Below are 17,630 nucleotides of genomic sequence, written 5' to 3' on the forward strand. Positions count from 1 at the left end.
CCCAGCAGCTGTGCTTCGTCGGGCATTTGCCCTGCGATGCTGAAGCCGCTCGCTGCATCGGCCCTGTGCGTGCTTGCGTCCTGTTCCAGCGAACCAGCCCGCCAGCCCACCGCACCGCCCCCGCCTTCCTGTCAGGGGACGAGCTTCGAAGGCGTGAGCTTCACGCACTGCGTGGCAGTGCCTGGGCGGCACGGGATAAGGACGGTCGTGGGCCCGAAAGGCGGTCAACCCTACCGCAGCCTCTCCCAGCTCGCCGTCGATCGCCCAGACCGGAGCGCGCCGGTCGCTTTCGCGATGAACGGCGGCATGTTCGATGCCGAGGGCGGACCCATCGGCTACTACGTGGAAGACGGCGAGAAGGGAAAATCGCTCAATACCAACGAGGGCTTTGGAAACTTTCACCTGCTGCCGAATGGGGTCTTTTTTGGAGACACCAACGGCAAGTGGCAGATCCGCACCAGCACCGACTTCGAGCAATCGGTGCACGACCGGCCGGACTTCGGCACCCAGTCGGGCCCCATGCTGGTGATCGACGGCAACCTCCATCCGAAGATAGACCCCGACGGCAAGTCCTTGAAATTGCGCAATGGTGTAGGCATAGACAATAAGGGCCGGGCGCACTTCGTCATCTCCGATGAACCCGTGTCCTTCGGCAAGCTTGCCCGCTACTTTCGAGACACGTTAAAATGCCCGAACGCGCTGTTTCTTGACGGTAGCGTCTCCTCCCTTTGGGACCCCGAGCATGGCCGCGTGGACGGCGGACCGCGTCTCGGCCCCTTGATCGTCGTCGAGAAAAGGACGAAAGCGGACACATGATCCTCGTCATTGACAATTACGACAGTTTCACCTGGAACCTCGTCCATTACGTCATGGAACTCGGCGTCGAAGTCCAGGTCGTGCGCAATGACGCGCTGTCTGCCGCAGATGCGATTTCCAGCGGGGCTGCGGGCTTTCTGCTGTCGCCAGGCCCCTGTACGCCTAACGAAGCTGGAATCAGCCTCGAGCTGGTCGGCGCTGCGGCTGAGGCGGGAGTGCCGCTGCTCGGCGTGTGCCTCGGTCACCAGTCCATCGGCCAGTTCTTCGGCGGCAAGGTTGTTCGCGGCGGGCTGATGCACGGCAAGACCTCACCCGTCACACATGATGGCACCGGCGTTTTCACAGGCCTCCCCTCTCCGTTCACGGCTACGCGGTACCACTCGCTGATCGTTGAAGACATCCCGGATTGCCTCCACGTCAACGCCCGCTCCGACGACGGGCATGTAATGGGCTTTCGCCATGCAAGCCTGCCCATCCATGGTGTGCAGTTCCATCCGGAAAGCATCGCCACCGAGCATGGCCACGCCATGCTGGCGAACTTCCTCGGCGACTGTGGCATCGAAGCCAGGCTGCCCGAACGCCTCTCATCCGTGGAGGTGTGAATGGTGGTTGACCTGCCCGACCCGCTTCACCCCATCGCTGAGGAAGACGCACACACGGCCTTCTGCGCTATCCTCGACGGCAAGGTGCCCGAACCCGAGATCGGCACCTTCCTGATCGCCATGTCGGAGCGCGGCGAGACTGCAGCCGAGATCGCGGGTGCGGCCCGTGCGATGCGAGAGCGGATGGTGCCGATCACGGCTCCCGCGACCGCCATCGATGTCTGCGGCACGGGAGGCGACGGCCACCACACACTCAATGTCTCCACCGCTGTCTCCCTCGTGGTGGCGGCTGCGGGCGTGCCCGTGGCCAAGCATGGCAACCGTGCCGCCAGTTCAAAGGCGGGCGCGGCCGACACTCTGGAGGCGCTTGGGCTCAACCTCGATCGCGCTGTTGAAACGGCCGAGTCCACCCTCTCCGAAATCGGCATCGGCTTTCTGTTCGCGGCGCGGCATCACCCCGCGCTGGGACGGCTTATGCCGCTGCGCAAGTCGCTCGGCCGGCGCACGATCTTCAACCTGATGGGGCCACTGGCGAATCCGGCGGGGGTTTCACGCCAACTCGTCGGCATTGCCCGTCCCGGGTACGTGCCCATCTACGCCGATGCCCTCCTGCGTCTTGGAACGGATCACTCGATGGTCATTTCGGGCGATGAGGGGCTCGACGAGTTGAGCATCGCTGGTGGCAATGAGGTTGCCGACATTCGCGGCAGCGAGCTTTCGATGCGCCGTGTGAACCCCGGCGACGCGAGCCTCGCGACCTCTCCGATCGGAGCCATTCGCGGAGGCGATCCGGCCTACAACGCCGAAGCGCTGCGCCGGCTTCTTCTTGGTGAGCATGGTCCCTACCGGGATGCGGTGCTCTTCAATTCAGCTGGCGCCTTGCTGGTCGCAGGCGAAGTGGAAAGCTGGAGCGACGGCGTGGAAGAAGCCGCCGAGACGATCGACAAGGGGCTCGCAAAAGCCCTGCTGGACTGCTGGATCGCAGCAACACGTTCGTGACGGGAACTACATGGCCGACAAATTGACCGAAATCTGCGACACCAAGCGTGAGGAAGTTGCCGCTCGCAAAGGTTTCGCGACGATTGCCGACCTTGATGACAGGGCGACACAGGAAAGTGCACCCCGCGGGTTCGAGGCTGCATTGCGGTCCAGGGCGGCTAATGGCTTCGCGCTCATCGCGGAAATCAAGAAAGCTTCGCCCTCTAAGGGGCTGATCCGGCCTGATTTTCGCCCTGCGGAGCACGCTGTAGCTTACGAAAGAGGCGGCGCCGCGTGCTTGTCTGTCCTCACGGACGCACCCTATTTCCAAGGTCATGAAGATTATCTGATGGACGCGCGCGCCGCATGCAGGCTGCCGGTCATCCGCAAGGACTTCATGGTGGACACCTGGCAGGTCGCCGAAGCGCGCGCTATGGGGGCCGACGCTATCCTGATCATTGTCGCCGCACTCGACGATGTTCTCATGGCTGAAATCGAAGCTGCCGCGCTGGAGCGTGGCATGGACTGCCTGGTGGAAGTTCATGACGAAGCCGAGATGGACCGTGCGAGCCGCCTGAAGTCACGGCTCATCGGCGTCAACAATCGCGACCTCAAGCGGTTCGTCACAGATCTTGGCACGACGGAACGCCTGGCTCCTCTTGCCCCGGACGGTACTTTGCTTGTCAGTGAGAGCGGCATCAACAGTCATGCGGACCTGCAACGCCTCTCGCGGTGCGGCGCGCGCACCTTCCTGGTGGGAGAAAGCCTCATGCGCCAGCCTGATGTGGAGCTTGCCACACGCGCACTCCTGACGGGAATCTGACCATTCTTCCTCACGCCATTCGGAGCCGGATATGACGAAATCTCTGACGCACATCGATGCTGAGGGGACCGCCCGGATGGTCGATGTCGGCGCCAAACCTTCCACGCAACGGACCGCCGTGGCAGCGGGGCAGATCGCGATGAGCACGGCTGCACTGGCGGCCATACAGGCGGGTGACGCCCCCAAGGGCGACGTTCTGGGCACCGCACGAATTGCCGGCATCATGGCAGCGAAGCGCACGGCTGAGCTGATCCCGATGTGTCATCCGTTGATGCTGGACGCCGTCAACTTAGACTTCCGATTCGACGACCGTGCCATCCACGTCAGAGCCACGGCGAGTCTCACCGGCCCGACCGGTGTAGAAATGGAAGCCATGACAGCAGCTTCTGTGGCGCTTTTGACAATCTATGACATGGCGAAAGCCTTAGACAAGGGGATGGTCATCGGCGAGGTACGCGTTGTGGAGAAGACGGGGGGGAAATCAGGCCATTGGATTGCGGAAGGCTACAGCGCGTGACGTCGCCGGGGCTGCTCTCTCTTGAAGAAGCGCAGAGCCGGCTTCTGCGCCTCGTCACACCTTTGGCGACCGAACGTGTCGATGTTGAAGGCTCCCTCGGCCGCTATCTGGCCGGAGCCCTCCAGGCACGGCGAACGCAGCCTGCCGCTGATTTATCCGCCATGGACGGGTACGCGGTGAGGCCGGACGACATGGCCGGGCCCTGGCGCGTGGTGGGCGAAAGTGCTGCAGGTCACCCCTACCCGCGAAACTTCGAACGGGGCGAAGCGGTGCGAATCTCAACCGGTGCCCTTCTTCCCGCGGGCTCAGGCGCCGTGATCCTTCAGGAAGATCTCGCGCGCGATGGTGAAGTCATCGCTCTCGCGGGAACGCCGCCGGAGCCGCCGCACAAGCACGTCCGGCGCTGCGGCATGGATTTCAAAGCAGGCGAAGAGATACTGGCGTCGGGAATCCGGATCGGCCCTGCGCAAGCCGCTTTGGCGATGGCGGCCGGTCACAAGCATCTGGCCGTCCACCGTCTTCCCCGCATTGCCATTGTCGACAGCGGTGACGAACTGGCAGCTGATCCGGAATGCTGTGAAGCGCACCAGATCCCCGCAACTAACGGCACGATGCTGGCAGCTCTCGCCGCGCCGCTCGCAAGCGAGATCTTGCGGCTAGGACCAGTTGCCGACACCGTGGAAGATCTCACTGCCGCTCTCGACCGCGCGGCCGGGTGCGACATCATCGTCACGACGGGCGGGGCATCCGTTGGAGATCACGACTTGATACGCCCGGCGCTGGAAAGCTGGGGAGCGGACATCGCTTTCTGGCGGGTCGCCATCAAGCCCGGCAAGCCCATCCTCGTCGCCACGCGTAAGCAGAATGGGCGAGTACAGGTCATACTCGGTCTGCCCGGCAACCCGGTGTCCAGCTACGTCACCGCCTACATGTTTCTCCTGCCGCTTCTCCGGGCAGCAGCGGGTGCGGCCCGGGTGCTGCCCATCCGCTGCAAGGCCAGGATCGCGGCACCGCTTCGCCAGAACGGTCACCGCCGCGAATTCCTGCGCGGCACATGGGATGGTGAATTCGTCTGCCCGAATCCCCTTCAGGACAGCGGAGCACTCTCCTCTCTTGCCGCCAGCAACGCCCTGATCGACCGACTGCCTCTTGCCGAGGCCGCTGTACCGGGGGACGACGTCCATGTCTTCCTGCTGGAGGGTGCCGGTTCGATGTGAAAACGGGTGCAATTCGTTGCTTGCTTGTTCTCCGAATGTTCACTAGGAGAACAGAAGATCGATTTCCCGTTCGCACCCGACGAAAAGGCAGCGACCATGTTGACGCGCAAGCAGCACGAACTGCTCCGGTTCATTCAGACCCGGCTCGACGAAAGCGGCATTTCTCCCAGCTTTGAGGAGATGAAGGAGGCGCTGGATCTCAAGTCGAAGTCCGGGGTGCACCGGCTCATCTCCGCGCTTGAGGAGCGTGGCTTCATTCGACGCCTGCCCAACAGGGCCCGCGCTCTCGAGGTCCTGCGTCAGCCGGATGACGCGAGCCTTCGCGCTACGCGCCCCGCCATGGCGGCGAACAGCAATGACCAGTCAGCGCCGGCCACCAGTCGTCCCGCCGCGCAACCCGCCAATGACGTCATCGAAATCCCTCTGCACGGCCGGATCGCCGCTGGCGTTCCCATCGAGGCGCTGGAAGGGCAGTCGACCTTGCCGGTACCTGCAGCGCTGCTGGGCACCGGGGAACATTATGCGCTTGAGGTTTCAGGCGATTCGATGATCGAAGCTGGCATACTGGACGGCGACTTTGCGCTGGTGAAGCGCACCAGCTCCGCCCGGGACGGTGAAATTGTGGTCGCGCTGGTCCGCGGCGAAGAAGCGACGCTCAAGTACCTTCGTCGCGAAGCCGGCATGGTTCGGCTGGACCCTGCGAATGCCGCTTATGAACCGCAGATCTACGGACCGGACGAGGTTGAGGTCCAAGGCAAGCTGGCAGGTTTGCTCCGCCGTTATCACTGAACAAAACCTCGTTCGATGACGGACGTTGAGGAACAGGATGCGGCGACTTAAGGCCGCCGCGGCCTGTCCAAGGCGTCGGGACGCCTTACCCACCACCCATGTTCTCCCTGGGTTTGAGCGACGGTGTCGATCCTCTGCTCACCCAGGTGGATAGCAAGTCCTCCGCTTTGTTTCAGACTGCGGCGGTCGGCTTTAAACCACCGGGGGCGGCAACTCCTGGGCAGCCAGCGATCCGCTATGACGATATCGCTGCGCTCACATGCGGCGGCAAGCGCGCGCTCGGGGACGGTATCGCGTCCGCGTGACAAGAGCAGTCGCCAGTTCCTGCCCTCACGTACGATGGTGAAGGTGCAGAAGTCCTGGTTGCAACGGGCATTCGGCCAGCGAGCCAGAGAAAGAGGTTCCGCTTCCATGCCGGTAAATTCCATCAGGTTGTCGCGCACGAAGCCGCCGTCGCTGTTCCTGAGGAGGAACAACCGCTGCCCGCCCTCCTCCACCACGCCGACCTGTCGGCCGTCGCCCGGCACGAGAATGTCTGCAGACGGTGACATGGCCAACAGGAAGGCTCCGCCTAGCGCCGGGGGCAGGCCAAGCCAGCGCACACGACCGCTCCATAAGCCGAGCCACAGTCCGCCGAGGATGAAGACGAGGAATGCGCCGTTGCCGGTCGCAGGCAGCAGGTTGACGGCTCCTGGCAGCGAAGCGAACGTATGGGCAAGTGCCAGCAGGGCCTCGATGGCGTGGGCGGCCAACCACCAGAGGGGGGTTCCCGCTCCGACGAGATCCAGCAGAAGCGCTCCGGCCAGCAGAGGCATGACAATGAAGGTCGTAAGCGGAATTGCCACCACATTGGCGAGCGCGCCGTATACGCCGGCGCGGTGGAAGTGAAAAAGCCCGATCGGCATCAGCGCCAGATCGATGACGATGCCGGTCACAAGCAGCAAGACCAGGCTGCGCAGAGCGCGGATGATCAACGCCTCGTCTCGTGGCGCCATGAAGCGGCGAACCGGCGCTGCCCCGCTGATCGCAACCAGGGCGAGGACCGCCCCGAAGCTCATCTGAAAGCTCGGACCCATCACCGCTTCTGGCCAGAGCATCATGACGCAGAAGGCCGCCACCGCCAGCATCCGCAGCGACAAAGGCTCACGCCCGAGCGCGAGGGCGATCAGCACCAGCAAGGCACCCACGCAGGACCGCACGGTCGGCACTTCCGCCCCTGAGATTAGCGTGTAGCCGATGCCCGCCAGCGCACCGCCGCCCGCGGCGAGAACGGGCAGCCGGACTCTGAGCGCCAGCCACGGGAACAGCGCAGCAAGCCGCAGGACCAGAAGATACACGGCGCCCACAAGAGCGCTCACATGCAGGCCGCTGATGGAGAGAAGGTGCGCGAGGCCTGAGTCCCGCATCGCCTGATCATCCACAGCCACTATGCCACCCCGGTCACCCGTTACAAAGGCGGCCGCAAGCCCTGAGGCGCTTTCGCCGATCCGGCTGCGGACGTGGTCCGTAAGCTTCTGGCGCAGTTCGGCAAGCCGTCCCGCCGGGCGGCCCCGCTCAACATGTAGCACCGGGCCGAGAACCGACCCGGTCGCAGCGATGCCGGAAAACCACGCCGTGCGGGCGAAGTTGTAAGCACCCGGCAGCATTGGCGGCGCAGGCGGCATCAACCTTCCTTGAAAGCGGATCACGTCCCCCGTCTGCAGCCGCAGGTGGGATCCATCGCGAGCCCGATTGACGCGGATCTTGATTGCACGGCCCGAATCTGTGGTAGGATCGCGCATAGCCAGCAGCAGGCGATCGCGGCCCCGGGCGGGTTGCGGCTCTATACCAAGCAACCGGCCTTCGAAGACACCGGAGATTGGCCGCTCGATCGGCGCTGCTCCAACCAGTTCCGACCGGACCCACGCTACCGATAGGCCACCCGCCATTATCAACACTACCGCAGTCGTCCCTCGGAGAAGATAAGGGTAAGTCTGACGGGCGGAAAAGGACGCGGAGCCAGTTGCAATGAACGCAAGGGCGATGCCCAGGAAGGCTGCCCACCAGATGGGCGTAGGCAACGCAAACCAGGCGGTTATCCCCGCACCGAAGGCGACGGAGAGCCACGGTCCCTGCTCGAATCCTGCTTGGTGAAGAAATCTTTCCGAGGCGGCCAAACCCCTCGACAAGAGGCGCTTGCAGGTCCATGGCCCATGCTGCAATGCAGCGGCTTCGGACGCGTCCGTGAGCGAATTTTCAAAGACTGCGGCTTGAATCCCCATGGCCGCGTATAGGACAGGAAGGTCGAGTTGATGGCAAGCGGCAGTGCATCGGGCGGAGCGGCAGGCAGCAAGGCCGTCGTGACGCGCTTTGCCCCCTCGCCCACCGGTTATCTGCATATCGGCGGCGCCCGGACGGCCCTTTTCAACTGGCTTTTTGCCCGTCACCATAGCGGGAAATATCTTCTTCGTATCGAGGACACCGACCGCGCTCGCTCCACCGATGCCGCGATTGATGCCATTTTCGATGGACTCTCCTGGCTCGGCCTCGACGGGGATGAAGCGCCGGTTTTTCAGTTCGAACGGTCAGACCGCCACGCACAGGTTGCCGCGCAACTGATGGAACGCGGCAGAGCCTATCGCTGCTACCTCAGCAGCGACGAACTGGCCGAACGCCGTCAGAAGGCGCAGGAAGAGCGTCGGCCGTTCCGCGTGGAAAGCGAATGGCGCGATGCGGACCCTTCGACCTGGCCGGATGACAAGCCGTGGGTCGTGCGCGTCAAGGCGCCGCGCACAGGGCAGACCACGATCAACGATCTCGTACAGGGTGCGGTCACTGTCCAGAACGAAGAGATCGACGACTTCGTCATCCTCCGCAGCGACGGCACGCCGACCTACATGCTGGCGGTGGTGGTGGACGACCACGACATGGGCGTCACGCATGTGCTGCGCGGCGATGACCACCTGAACAATGCGTTCCGCCAGCTGGTGATCATTCACGGCATGAACTGGGATGAGCCGGTCTACGGTCACGTTCCCCTCATCCACGGCGCGGACGGGGCCAAGCTGTCGAAGCGTCACGGCGCCTTGGGTGTCGATGCCTATCGTGACGAGATGGGCGTCCTGCCCGAAGCGCTGTTCAACTATCTGCTTCGCCTCGGCTGGGGCCATGGCGACGACGAGATCATCTCGCGCGAACAGGCGATCGAATGGTTCGACATGGCCGATGTCGGCAAATCGCCCTCCCGCTTCGATGTGGCGAAGCTGCAGAATCTCAACGGACATTACTTGCGTGAGGCGGAGGATGTTCGGCTTGCAGGTCTCGTCCTCTCCCGTCTCGACGGTGTGGAAGGCGACGATGCTGCAGAGCTTCTCGTTCGTGCCATGCCCGTGCTCAAGGTCCGCGCAAAGGACCTCAACGAACTTGCAGAAGGTTCGGCCTTCCTGTTCGCCAAGCGTCCTCTCGCCATGAGCGAGAAGGCGCTGGCTCTCCTGAGCGACGAAGGGCGACAGCGCCTCGCGGCGATCCATGAGAGCCTGTCCCGTCTGCATGACTGGACTCTCGAGGGACTGGAAGCCAATCTGAAAGCAATGGCCGAGAACCTTGGACTGGGCCTCGGCAAGCTCGCGCAACCCTTGCGGGCAGCCCTGACGGGTCAAACGACCTCGCCGGGAATTTTTGACGTACTTGTATTGCTCGGACGGGACGAAAGCCTTGCGCGGATTGCCGCGCAGACTGAAGAACCCGCCGGGTCGCAGGCATAAGGAGATAATAGGTGGGTGATCAGGCTAAACTGAGCGCTGGTGGCGCGGACTTCGAATACCCGGTTCTGAAAGGCAGCGTCGGTCCGGACGTCATCGACATCCGCAAGCTCTACGCCCAGACGGGGAAGTTCACGTTCGACCCCGGCTTCACCTCTACCGCGAGCTGCGAATCGGCCCTGACATACATCGACGGTGACGAAGGCGTTCTGCTCCACCGTGGCTATCCGATCGGCCAGCTCGCCGAGAATTCGTCGTTCATGGAAGTCAGCTACCTGCTCCTGAACGGCGAACTGCCGAACAAGGCCGAACTCGAGAACTTCGAGTACACGATCAGCCGCCACACCATGCTGCACGAGCAGCTTCGCCATTTCTACCAGGGTTTTCGCCGTGACGCGCACCCGATGGCGATCATGTGCGGTGTCGTCGGCGCCCTTTCGGCCTTCTACCACGACTCCACCGACATCGCGGATCCAGAACATCGCAAGATCAGCTCGCATCGCCTGATCGCCAAGATGCCGACCATCGCCGCGATGGCCTACAAGTATTCGGTCGGCCAGCCGTTCGTCTATCCGGACAACAAGCTGAGCTACACCGGCAACTTCCTGCGCATGACCTTCGGCGTTCCCGCCGAGGAATACGAAGTGATCCCCGCCGTCGAAAAGGCGATGGACCGTATCTTCATCCTTCACGCCGACCATGAGCAGAACGCGTCGACTTCGACGGTTCGTCTGGCAGGGTCTTCCGGCGCCAATCCGTTCGCCTGCATCGCGGCCGGCATCGCCTGCCTCTGGGGCCCGGCACACGGCGGCGCCAACGAAGCTGCGCTGAACATGCTGAAGGAAATCGGCACCCCCGACCGCATTCAGCACTATATCGATCGCGCCAAGGACAAGAACGATCCGTTCCGCCTGATGGGCTTCGGCCATCGCGTCTACAAGAACTACGATCCGCGTGCGACAGTCATGCAGTCCACTGTTCGCGAGGTCTTCGACGCGCTCAAGGTTAATGATCCGCTCTTCGAAACCGCGCTGCGCCTGGAAGAGATTGCTCTCAACGATCCGTACTTCGTCGAGAAGAAGCTCTTCCCGAACGTTGACTTCTACTCGGGCATCATCCTTTCGGCGATCGGTTTCCCGACCACCATGTTCACCGTGCTCTTCGCTCTGGCTCGGACGGTCGGCTGGGTCGCACAGTGGAACGAAATGATTTCGGATCCAGGCCAGAAGATCGGGCGTCCGCGCCAGCTCTACACCGGCCCGACTCAGCGCGACTATGTTCCGGTCGACAAGCGCTGATCAAGATGGGATCACCGCAGACGTTTGCGGTCGACAGGAAGGAGGCTCCCGCGTTTGCGGGGGCCTTTTTTCGTTTCAGGCTGATAGAAACGAACAGGGCCCAGTGCCATGATGCCGTCGCATCATACGCTTATGCGAACGGGAAAAGGGGCTCGGACCATGCCATTCATCCGCTTCGTTGCCGTCATCCTCGGACTTGCGGCGGTCGTCTTTGGAGTGATCGTGGCTCTTCAGGGCACCGCCGTGCTGCGCTGGCCTGAGGGGAACGTGATGGTGGGCGATCGAGGGTGGGCGATCCGCGGCGCCATCCTCACGATGGTCGGCGGCATCGTGGTGTGGCTCGCCCGCCGAACCTAGATCAGCCTTCGGGTTCCGCCGGCACCGCAAGCACAAAGCGGGCGCCCTCGCCCGGCGCGCTCTCGACTGTGAGATCGCCGCCCATCGCGCGGGCCAGTCGGCGGGAGATATAAAGGCCAAGGCCTGATCCGCCGTCGCCGCTGCGACCCAGACGTTCAAACCTGTCGAAAACCCTCGCCTGTTCGGCGGCACTGAGGCCCGGGCCTTGATCCTGCACGATCGCACGAGCGCAGGCGCCATCCATCTCCACCGTCAGGTCGATGCCGGAACCTTCCGGGGAGTAGCGGATCGAATTGCCGATAAGATTGAGGAGTATCTGCAGGACCCGACGGAACTCGGCGCGCGCGGGCGCCACCTCGTTGTCCGCTGGTGACCGGATCGCGATGTTCTTCTCGCGCGCGCGGACACCAAGGATCCCGGCCGCCTGTCGAGCGACCTCGCCCAGTTCGATGAAGTCGGCAGCCGTCGAGAAATCGTCCGCCTCAAGCGCTTCAAGGTCCGCCATGTCATCAAGCAGCCCGAGCAGCAATTTGCCCGCCCCGGCGATTTCACCAGCGTATTCGGCGTAAGCATCGGGCAGCGGTCCTGCCAGACGCGTGCGTATCGTCTCCGCATTCGCCACGATCCGGGCGATCGGCTGCTTGAGGACGGGAGCCAGGTCTTGTCCGACCAGGCTGCGGCGATGCGTCGGCCGCATTCCCGCCTGTCCGGTACTGTCTTCCGGAGGGGCCGTTTCGGACAGCAGGAGAAGTTCAAATCCTGATGGCTCGTGACCGGGACGCGCCTGCGGTATCAGCCTAACGCGCCATGTCCGGGAAGCGCCGGGGACATCGACCTTGATGCCGTCCAGAAGGCGCCAGTGCAGCGGCTGCTGGCAGGTCATGTCTGCCGGGGGCAGGAAGGTGGTCCAGCACTGGCCAGTGCCTCGCTCCATAGCGGCCGCGACCGGCTCCAGCTCAGGCGATGCCGTTGACGCGGCAAGCAGCCTCTGCCGGGAGTCCAGAAACGCCGACAACTCGGCGAGATGGCGATCGATCGTCGCCCGGCGCTGTTCCGCAGCCGCGCCGTCTTCCGGCATGCAGGGGGACGTCTGCCAGGACTTCACCTGTACCGCGCAGCCGTCCCCCGCCGGTTCCGCTTCGATCCAGGCCGCGATGGTATCGCTTCCGTCCTGCGCCCGTATCGTACGTCCGAGAGGCAGCTTTATCCGCCGAACCGTACGAACGAGATCGAGCAGTTCGGGCACCGCTATCGTGCCCGGCAGTTCCCCGCCACAGCGCATCTGCAACCCTGCGAGTGGCTCCTCGGCGTGGAGCATGCGGTCCTGCTCGTCGGACGTGGCACGGGCCAGGACGGTAGCCATGGGCAGGTTCATCGAACGCCTGCTGTCAGAAGGGCAGCCGCACGGCCGGCGTCGATACCGTCGAGCCCAGACGGCAGTTGCGCCCGGGGCGTAAGAACCAGCAATTGCGTCTCCACCATACGGTGGCTCGCTCCCGCCGCCAGCAAGGCCAGCGCCAACCGCGTACTGCGCCCGGGATGTATAGAAACGACGAGAACGTCGCGCGGCTGATCCGAGAACCGGGAAAGACCCGAGCAGAAAAGCGCCAGTCCGGCCTCACAGACTGAGAGGACCTGATCCCGCCGCTTCAACCCGTCGCACAGGAGCAGGGCCAGATCCAGGCGACCGGAAACTTCGGTTCGAATCCTTCGCACGCGCGCTTCCACGTCGGACACGCGCGCCGACAACGCCGCGTCGGCTCCGACGAGCTTGCGCAGGCTCTCGATCGCGCTCTGCAACACGTTCAGCGGCAGCTCCGCCAGCGGAAGAGCCATGCGCCGCTGAGCCTGGCACCATTGAGCCTGAGATTTCAGGAACCGGCGAGCCGGCTCACCCAACTGCTCATCCTGCAAAAGCCTCTGCAGCAGCGGAGGGCTCACGGGATCGAGGGCCATGCTCTCCTGGAGTGTTTCGGTGAGTTGCCACTCCAGCGCCAGCGCGTGAACGTGTTGCAGCAAGCGCTCGTCCTGAAGGAACGTACGCGTCAGCAGGCCAACATCGTCCGGCGCATGCATCCCCCTGTCGGTGTCTCCGATAAGGCCATCGAGCACCTGCGACGCAACGTCAGCCAGCATGCCGCGAACGCGGGCCAGCACCTCTTCACTGAGAAGTGCCGTTTCCTCGGCCGCCACGAGATGCCGCAGTACCGGCAGCGCGGCCGCCCCCACAGCGTCGCCCCGCGCCAGCTCGCGCCTCAGCGCGGCTTCAGCGCCTGGTAAGTCAGCCTGGAAAGCGGCTTGATCGGTCATATGATCCGTCTAACCGTCATCAAGTTAATTCAAGGTTATGCGTCGCGGCGACGTGGCAGGACCAATGCGGCAGCAACAAGGCACGCGGACAGCCCCTTCACGACCAGCAGAACCTGACCGAAACCGGATGCAAATGCCAGTAACAATCCGAGCAAGGCCCTATCACCTGCCAGGCTACTCACCCGTCCGGCAGCAACGCGAGGAAGGAGGACCAGCAGCATCAACAGAATTGCAGGTGTACAAAGCCACGCCAGGACCGGTTCGCCGGGGAAACGGGGCGTATCGAGAAGAATCAGTCCCGCAAAGGCTACGTCGACCAGCCAGACCAGAGCGTCCGCACGGGGTATCGGCGGCGCAGGCTGTCCAAGCGCCTGTCGCTCGGCCGCTCGCAGCAGACGACTTGCCTCGACGAGAAGCCAACTGACCGCGACCAGCGCGAAAGCACACCACAGAACGCCCAGCCACCCCGCACCCGCCGCGATGAGCAGGGTGACGATGACGGCCACCGACACAACGTCGCTCGCATTACCGGCGTGAAGCAGCGAAGAGCCGAAACTGAGCACCGCGAAGCGAGCGATCGTGCGGCCGGGCGTACGGGCACCATCCTGCGCAAACCGCGACCGCATCCACTCGTCTTCAAGTGCGTAGGCTTCGGCTTCACTGCGGATCATGCGCCAACCCGCGCCCGCTCGCGCTGCGGCGGGAACCTCACGCATCGTCGTGCCTGATTGCAGCGCAATGCGCGTCAGCGCTGAAACGGCGTCGACGTCTATCGGCAACTCGTGCAGTCGCTCCACGAGCGAACCGGGCGCTCTCATCACACCTGCGGTGGCCCGGTTGATGTCAATACGCTCGAACCCGGCAGCCAGCGCACCCTCTACGGGCTGGACCAGAACGACGGGCGCATGGCCTTCCAGTAGGGAGACGGTCTGCGCCGCGTCAGCAAACAGGCCTTCGGAAATCACCACCAACTCATCTGCCGCGGTAACCAGACCGGACAGCTGGTTCGCCGCCGTCACGACCGCGAACTGCAGGCCTGCATCTTCAGCGTCATGTTGGAGGGCCGCCAGTTCCGGCGACATGCCTCTCGCCATGCAGATCACCCGCTGACAGCCGAGCGCGATGACAGTTCCAAGTTGGTGCTGCGCCACGCTGCTGCCTGCCACGCGCAGGAACGCGCGGGGGAACGGCTGCCCTGTTACGGCAGGCTCCATCATGGCCAACAAGGCAATCCGCAAATTCGAAACTCCAGCACCCAGCCTTAGATGTAGGCAGCCGCCGCGCAGGTGCCAAGTTAAAGCGACCGCTCAGTTCCCGGATATTTCGGCCAGTACGCCTTCAGCTTCCAAACGGAGATGGGTTCTTCCGGCGGCGCATCGCATGCCGCCTGCGCCAAATTCCACAGCCGCGCCGAGTGAAAGCTTGCCGCAGGCGCGATGCGGCGCTCGGCCGCTGCCTCCTGCGCCATTTCCCCAGCTTAATTGCATAACTCCTAAAGTGGGGTTTATCGCTCCGACGGCCGTGGTATCTTCAGGCATGGTTGGGGAACACAGGATCATCGCCTTCGGCAACGGTGAAATGCCGGAGGCGCAAGTTGCAGCGGACGACACGCGATCTGCCACAGATAGCGTGTCGTTGGATGACGGTGCGGATCTGGCGGACTCGTCCGACAGCGGGGAGCCGGCGGGACTGACTTATCGTCCCTGGGCGGCTCCCGCCGCGGCGGGCGTTGCGGTCGCCGCATGGACCGGTCTGTTCCTCGCAGCACGTCTCCCGTCATTTTCGCCCGGGCTGGCGCTGGCCCGCGTTCCGACCCTTGTAGTGGAGTGGACGGTTCCCGTTCTCCTGATCGGCGTCGCGTGGTTGCTGTTCATGCGACACAGCGCGCGTGAAGGCCGCCGCTTTGGTGATGTCGCACGTGCGCTCTCGGTTGAGTCCGCCCGCATGGAGACGCGGCTGACCGCCGTAAACCGGGAGTTGAGCCTCGCGCGTGAGTTCATCGCGGCACAGTCGCGCGATCTTGAGACGCTGGGCCGCTTGGCGACCGAACGCCTGTCGCAGAACGCCGACCGCCTGCAGGAGCTTGTGCGGGAAAACGGGACGCGCGTGGAATCGATCAGCACCGTCAGTGCGGCCGCTTTGGAGAACATGGAGAAGCTGCGCGGCCAGCTTCCGGTCATTGCCAGTTCCGCCAAGGACGTGACCAACAACATCGCCAATGCGGGGCGAACCGCGCATGGTAACCTTGAGGACATGATCCACGGCTTCAATCGCCTTAACGAGTTCGGCTCCGCCAGCACGCGCCAGGTCACCATGCTGCGCGAGCAGGTGAACGAGACGCTGGAGGGCTTCATCGCCCGCTGCGACCAGCTCGAAGCGTTGGCCGATGGACGGTTCGCCGCTCTGCGGGCGCGTGGCGAAGAGTTCCGCAGCCAGCTCGAGAAGCACGAAGTCGAAGCTCTCGCCGCCATCCGCGTTCGCGCGAAGTCCCTGGGCGAAGAGATCGACGAGACACGCCGTCAGTTGGACCACAACGAGGCCGAAAGCCTCACATCGCTTCGCGCCCGCCTGGTCGCGTTGCGCGACGAGAGCGATGTGGTCACCCGGGCGTTTTCACAAGCCGAGGAAAGAGCAACCGAGACCTTAAGGGCGTCGCTGGCGAACCTTTCGGAAGAACAGACCGCTGCCGGCGTGGCGATCGCCGAGGCGCACCAGAGCGCCATCGACGCCTTGTGTGAGCGGCTCGCAGCCATATCGACCGAGGCATGCCAGATCGATGAGGCGATCGGGCTGCGGGCGGAGCGCCTCGCCATGGAAGCGCAGGATCGCCAGTCGCGCCAGGTTGAGCAGGAACGCCATGCCATTGCCCGGATCGACCATATGCTTGGCGACCTCGACGCCTCGATAGCCGAACGCCTGGAACGGCACCGGATCCAGGCGGCAATGCTTGCGGAAAGGGCGAGCGAAGTAACCGGGGAACTCGGACGTTTCGAAGCGCGCATGGAAACGATCGCAGCACAGGCAGGAGAGGCCGAAGGTCGGCTCAGCTCAAGTCTGTCGACGCTGACGGACGCACTTGCTGCGGCCCGGACGACGCTCGCCGTGACGGACGAAGAGGTCGAAAAGCTGGCTGAAGACAGCGTACGCTTGCTGGAACTCCTTCAGGCGAGCGCCCGCCAGACCAACCACGCCCTGCCCGAAGCGCTTGCGCTCTCCGAAGATCGGCTGCGCCACCTGCAGGAAACCATGAGCGTGGTGCTCACGCAGTTGCAGCAGGCTGCTCGTGAGGGCGAGGAGGTCACCGCCGAAATCGGGAACTCCGGTCGCGACCTGGATGCACTGATCACAAGCGTTTCGCACGCGCATGCAGATATCTCCGCCCGGGCGGAAGACCATGCGGCGCTCCTCGTTCGCCTGCAGGAAAGCGTCAGCGAGATCGACGCTGCGACCCAGGAAGCCGCTGACAGGGCCGGCGGAGCTTTGATCGCCGCCCTCGCCGCGCTTGGTACCACCCTCGACGACGCAGTCTCCTCCATAGAGGATGACAGCGCCGAACGGATCAACCGCGTTGCGGAGAATCTCGCCAATGACAGCGCGGCGGCCATAGACAGGGCCATGCGTGCCAAAGCCGCCGAGGTCTCCGGGCAACTCGAACAGGCCGTGGCCCATGCTTCAGGCGTTACGCGCGAGGCGGCCGCGCAACTGCGCGAGCAACTGGAGAAGGTGGACGAACTCGTCGGCAATCTCGAAGGCCGCGTCGCCGAGGCGCGCGAGCGGGCCGAAGAGCAGGTCGATAACGACTTCGCGCGGCGCGCAGCGGTGATCACCGATTCGCTCAAGTCCAACGCGATCGACATCGCCACAGTGCTTTCCAGCGATATCGCCGACGACGCATGGGCGGCCTATCTGCGCGGCGACCGTGGCATCTTCACACGCCGCGCCGTCTCCCTTCTCGAGGCCGGCGAAGCCAAGGCGATCCAGCAGATCTTCGAACGAGACGATGCCTTCCGTGCGAATGTCAGCCGCTACATTCATGATTTTGAAGGCATTCTTCGCCAGGTCCTGTCCACACGGGACGGTAACGCACTGGGCGTGACGCTCCTGTCGTCGGATCTCGGCAAGCTCTACGTGGCCCTTGCGCAGGGCATCGAACGGCTGCGCAGTTAAGCATCGGTGCGGGCGA

16 protein-coding genes are annotated in these 17,630 nt (G+C 63.8%); 11 read left to right on the forward strand and 5 right to left on the reverse strand.

What is annotated here, in order from left to right:
* The first annotated feature begins 36 nt into the window (after nucleotides 1–36).
* The 7 genes from QOL62_RS12120 to lexA all read left to right on the forward strand — a co-directional run bounded on the left by QOL62_RS12120 (nucleotide 37) and on the right by lexA (nucleotide 5,742).
* Nucleotides 37–816, forward strand: a complete 780-nt coding sequence (locus QOL62_RS12120) for a phosphodiester glycosidase family protein (RefSeq protein ID WP_283406446.1) — start codon at nucleotides 37–39, stop codon at nucleotides 814–816.
* The gene (locus QOL62_RS12125; RefSeq protein WP_103730614.1) at nucleotides 813–1,418 is read left to right on the forward strand and encodes an anthranilate synthase component II; all 606 of its coding nucleotides are present in this window, start codon (nucleotides 813–815) and stop codon (nucleotides 1,416–1,418) included. The genes QOL62_RS12120 and QOL62_RS12125 overlap by 4 nt, the downstream gene beginning before the upstream one ends.
* Entirely contained in the window at nucleotides 1,419–2,417 is a 999-nt protein-coding gene (gene trpD, locus QOL62_RS12130) for an anthranilate phosphoribosyltransferase (protein ID WP_283406447.1), read from the forward strand.
* 10 nt (nucleotides 2,418–2,427) lie between these two features.
* Nucleotides 2,428–3,219: an indole-3-glycerol phosphate synthase TrpC gene (trpC, locus tag QOL62_RS12135; protein ID WP_283406448.1), complete on the forward strand. Its 792-nt coding sequence runs from the start codon at nucleotides 2,428–2,430 to the stop codon at nucleotides 3,217–3,219.
* Nucleotides 3,220–3,250: 31 nt separating this feature from the next.
* Nucleotides 3,251–3,736 (forward strand): cyclic pyranopterin monophosphate synthase MoaC, encoded by a 486-nt coding sequence (gene moaC, locus QOL62_RS12140; RefSeq protein ID WP_283406449.1) that lies wholly within the window; start codon nucleotides 3,251–3,253, stop codon nucleotides 3,734–3,736.
* The gene (locus QOL62_RS12145) at nucleotides 3,733–4,953 is read left to right on the forward strand and encodes a molybdopterin molybdotransferase MoeA (protein WP_283406450.1); all 1,221 of its coding nucleotides are present in this window, start codon (nucleotides 3,733–3,735) and stop codon (nucleotides 4,951–4,953) included. The genes moaC and QOL62_RS12145 overlap by 4 nt, the downstream gene beginning before the upstream one ends.
* Nucleotides 4,954–5,049: 96 nt before the next feature.
* Nucleotides 5,050–5,742, forward strand: a complete 693-nt coding sequence (lexA, locus tag QOL62_RS12150; protein WP_283406451.1) for a transcriptional repressor LexA — start codon at nucleotides 5,050–5,052, stop codon at nucleotides 5,740–5,742.
* Nucleotides 5,743–5,789: 47 nt separating this feature from the next.
* Here lexA and QOL62_RS12155 read toward each other — a convergent pair whose 3' ends face one another.
* Nucleotides 5,790–8,120: a ComEC/Rec2 family competence protein gene (locus QOL62_RS12155; RefSeq protein ID WP_346770690.1), complete on the reverse strand. Its 2,331-nt coding sequence runs from the start codon at nucleotides 8,118–8,120 to the stop codon at nucleotides 5,790–5,792.
* Here QOL62_RS12155 and gltX point away from each other — a divergent pair.
* From gltX to QOL62_RS12170, 3 genes are all read left to right on the forward strand, one after another.
* Nucleotides 8,034–9,485 carry a glutamate--tRNA ligase gene (gene gltX, locus QOL62_RS12160; protein ID WP_283406453.1) on the forward strand — a complete coding sequence of 484 codons (1,452 nt, stop codon included), beginning with the start codon at nucleotides 8,034–8,036 and terminating at the stop codon, nucleotides 9,483–9,485. The two genes, QOL62_RS12155 and gltX, sit on opposite strands and share 87 nt — an antisense overlap.
* An 11-nt stretch (nucleotides 9,486–9,496) precedes the next feature.
* Nucleotides 9,497–10,780 carry a citrate synthase gene (locus QOL62_RS12165; protein WP_103730607.1) on the forward strand — a complete coding sequence of 428 codons (1,284 nt, stop codon included), beginning with the start codon at nucleotides 9,497–9,499 and terminating at the stop codon, nucleotides 10,778–10,780.
* A 159-nt stretch (nucleotides 10,781–10,939) separates the two neighbouring features.
* Entirely contained in the window at nucleotides 10,940–11,137 is a 198-nt protein-coding gene (locus QOL62_RS12170; protein WP_283406454.1) for a hypothetical protein, read from the forward strand.
* Nucleotide 11,138: 1 nt separating this feature from the next.
* On the opposite strand, the gene QOL62_RS12175 is transcribed toward QOL62_RS12170, so the two are convergent.
* The 4 genes from QOL62_RS12175 to QOL62_RS12190 form a co-directional block, all read right to left on the reverse strand.
* Entirely contained in the window at nucleotides 11,139–12,500 is a 1,362-nt protein-coding gene (locus tag QOL62_RS12175) for a sensor histidine kinase (RefSeq protein ID WP_283406455.1), read from the reverse strand.
* An 8-nt stretch (nucleotides 12,501–12,508) separates the two neighbouring features.
* Entirely contained in the window at nucleotides 12,509–13,447 is a 939-nt protein-coding gene (locus QOL62_RS12180) for a hypothetical protein (protein WP_283406456.1), read from the reverse strand.
* A gap of 35 nt (nucleotides 13,448–13,482) precedes the next feature.
* A complete protein-coding gene (locus QOL62_RS12185) occupies nucleotides 13,483–14,664 on the reverse strand; it encodes a hypothetical protein (RefSeq protein WP_283406457.1) in 1,182 nt (393 codons plus the stop codon).
* A 77-nt stretch (nucleotides 14,665–14,741) separates the two neighbouring features.
* Nucleotides 14,742–14,915 (reverse strand): hypothetical protein, encoded by a 174-nt coding sequence (locus QOL62_RS12190; protein WP_283406458.1) that lies wholly within the window; start codon nucleotides 14,913–14,915, stop codon nucleotides 14,742–14,744.
* Nucleotides 14,916–14,983: 68 nt separating this feature from the next.
* Between QOL62_RS12190 and QOL62_RS12195 the strand changes: the two genes are divergently transcribed.
* Nucleotides 14,984–17,614, forward strand: a complete 2,631-nt coding sequence (locus QOL62_RS12195) for a coiled-coil domain-containing protein (RefSeq protein WP_283406459.1) — start codon at nucleotides 14,984–14,986, stop codon at nucleotides 17,612–17,614.
* Nucleotides 17,615–17,630: the final 16 nt, after the last annotated feature.

This window comes from Novosphingobium panipatense (assembly GCF_900182875.1).
Classification (GTDB): Bacteria; Pseudomonadota; Alphaproteobacteria; order Sphingomonadales; family Sphingomonadaceae; genus Novosphingobium; species Novosphingobium panipatense.

Coding starts and splice junctions, on each gene's coding strand:
- QOL62_RS12120 (WP_283406446.1), top strand. CDS start 37: ATGCTGAAGCCGCTCGCTGCATCGGCCCTGTGCGTGCTTGCGTCCTGT.
- QOL62_RS12125 (WP_103730614.1), top strand. CDS start 813: ATGATCCTCGTCATTGACAATTACGACAGTTTCACCTGGAACCTCGTC.
- trpD (WP_283406447.1), top strand. CDS start 1,419: ATGGTGGTTGACCTGCCCGACCCGCTTCACCCCATCGCTGAGGAAGAC.
- trpC (WP_283406448.1), top strand. CDS start 2,428: ATGGCCGACAAATTGACCGAAATCTGCGACACCAAGCGTGAGGAAGTT.
- moaC (WP_283406449.1), top strand. CDS start 3,251: ATGACGAAATCTCTGACGCACATCGATGCTGAGGGGACCGCCCGGATG.
- lexA (WP_283406451.1), top strand. CDS start 5,050: ATGTTGACGCGCAAGCAGCACGAACTGCTCCGGTTCATTCAGACCCGG.
- gltX (WP_283406453.1), top strand. CDS start 8,034: ATGGCAAGCGGCAGTGCATCGGGCGGAGCGGCAGGCAGCAAGGCCGTC.
- QOL62_RS12155 (WP_346770690.1), bottom strand. CDS start 8,120: ATGCAGATAACCGGTGGGCGAGGGGGCAAAGCGCGTCACGACGGCCTT.
- QOL62_RS12170 (WP_283406454.1), top strand. CDS start 10,940: ATGCCATTCATCCGCTTCGTTGCCGTCATCCTCGGACTTGCGGCGGTC.
- QOL62_RS12175 (WP_283406455.1), bottom strand. CDS start 12,500: ATGGCTACCGTCCTGGCCCGTGCCACGTCCGACGAGCAGGACCGCATG.
- QOL62_RS12180 (WP_283406456.1), bottom strand. CDS start 13,447: ATGACCGATCAAGCCGCTTTCCAGGCTGACTTACCAGGCGCTGAAGCC.
- QOL62_RS12185 (WP_283406457.1), bottom strand. CDS start 14,664: ATGATGGAGCCTGCCGTAACAGGGCAGCCGTTCCCCCGCGCGTTCCTG.
- QOL62_RS12190 (WP_283406458.1), bottom strand. CDS start 14,915: ATGGCGCAGGAGGCAGCGGCCGAGCGCCGCATCGCGCCTGCGGCAAGC.
- QOL62_RS12195 (WP_283406459.1), top strand. CDS start 14,984: ATGGTTGGGGAACACAGGATCATCGCCTTCGGCAACGGTGAAATGCCG.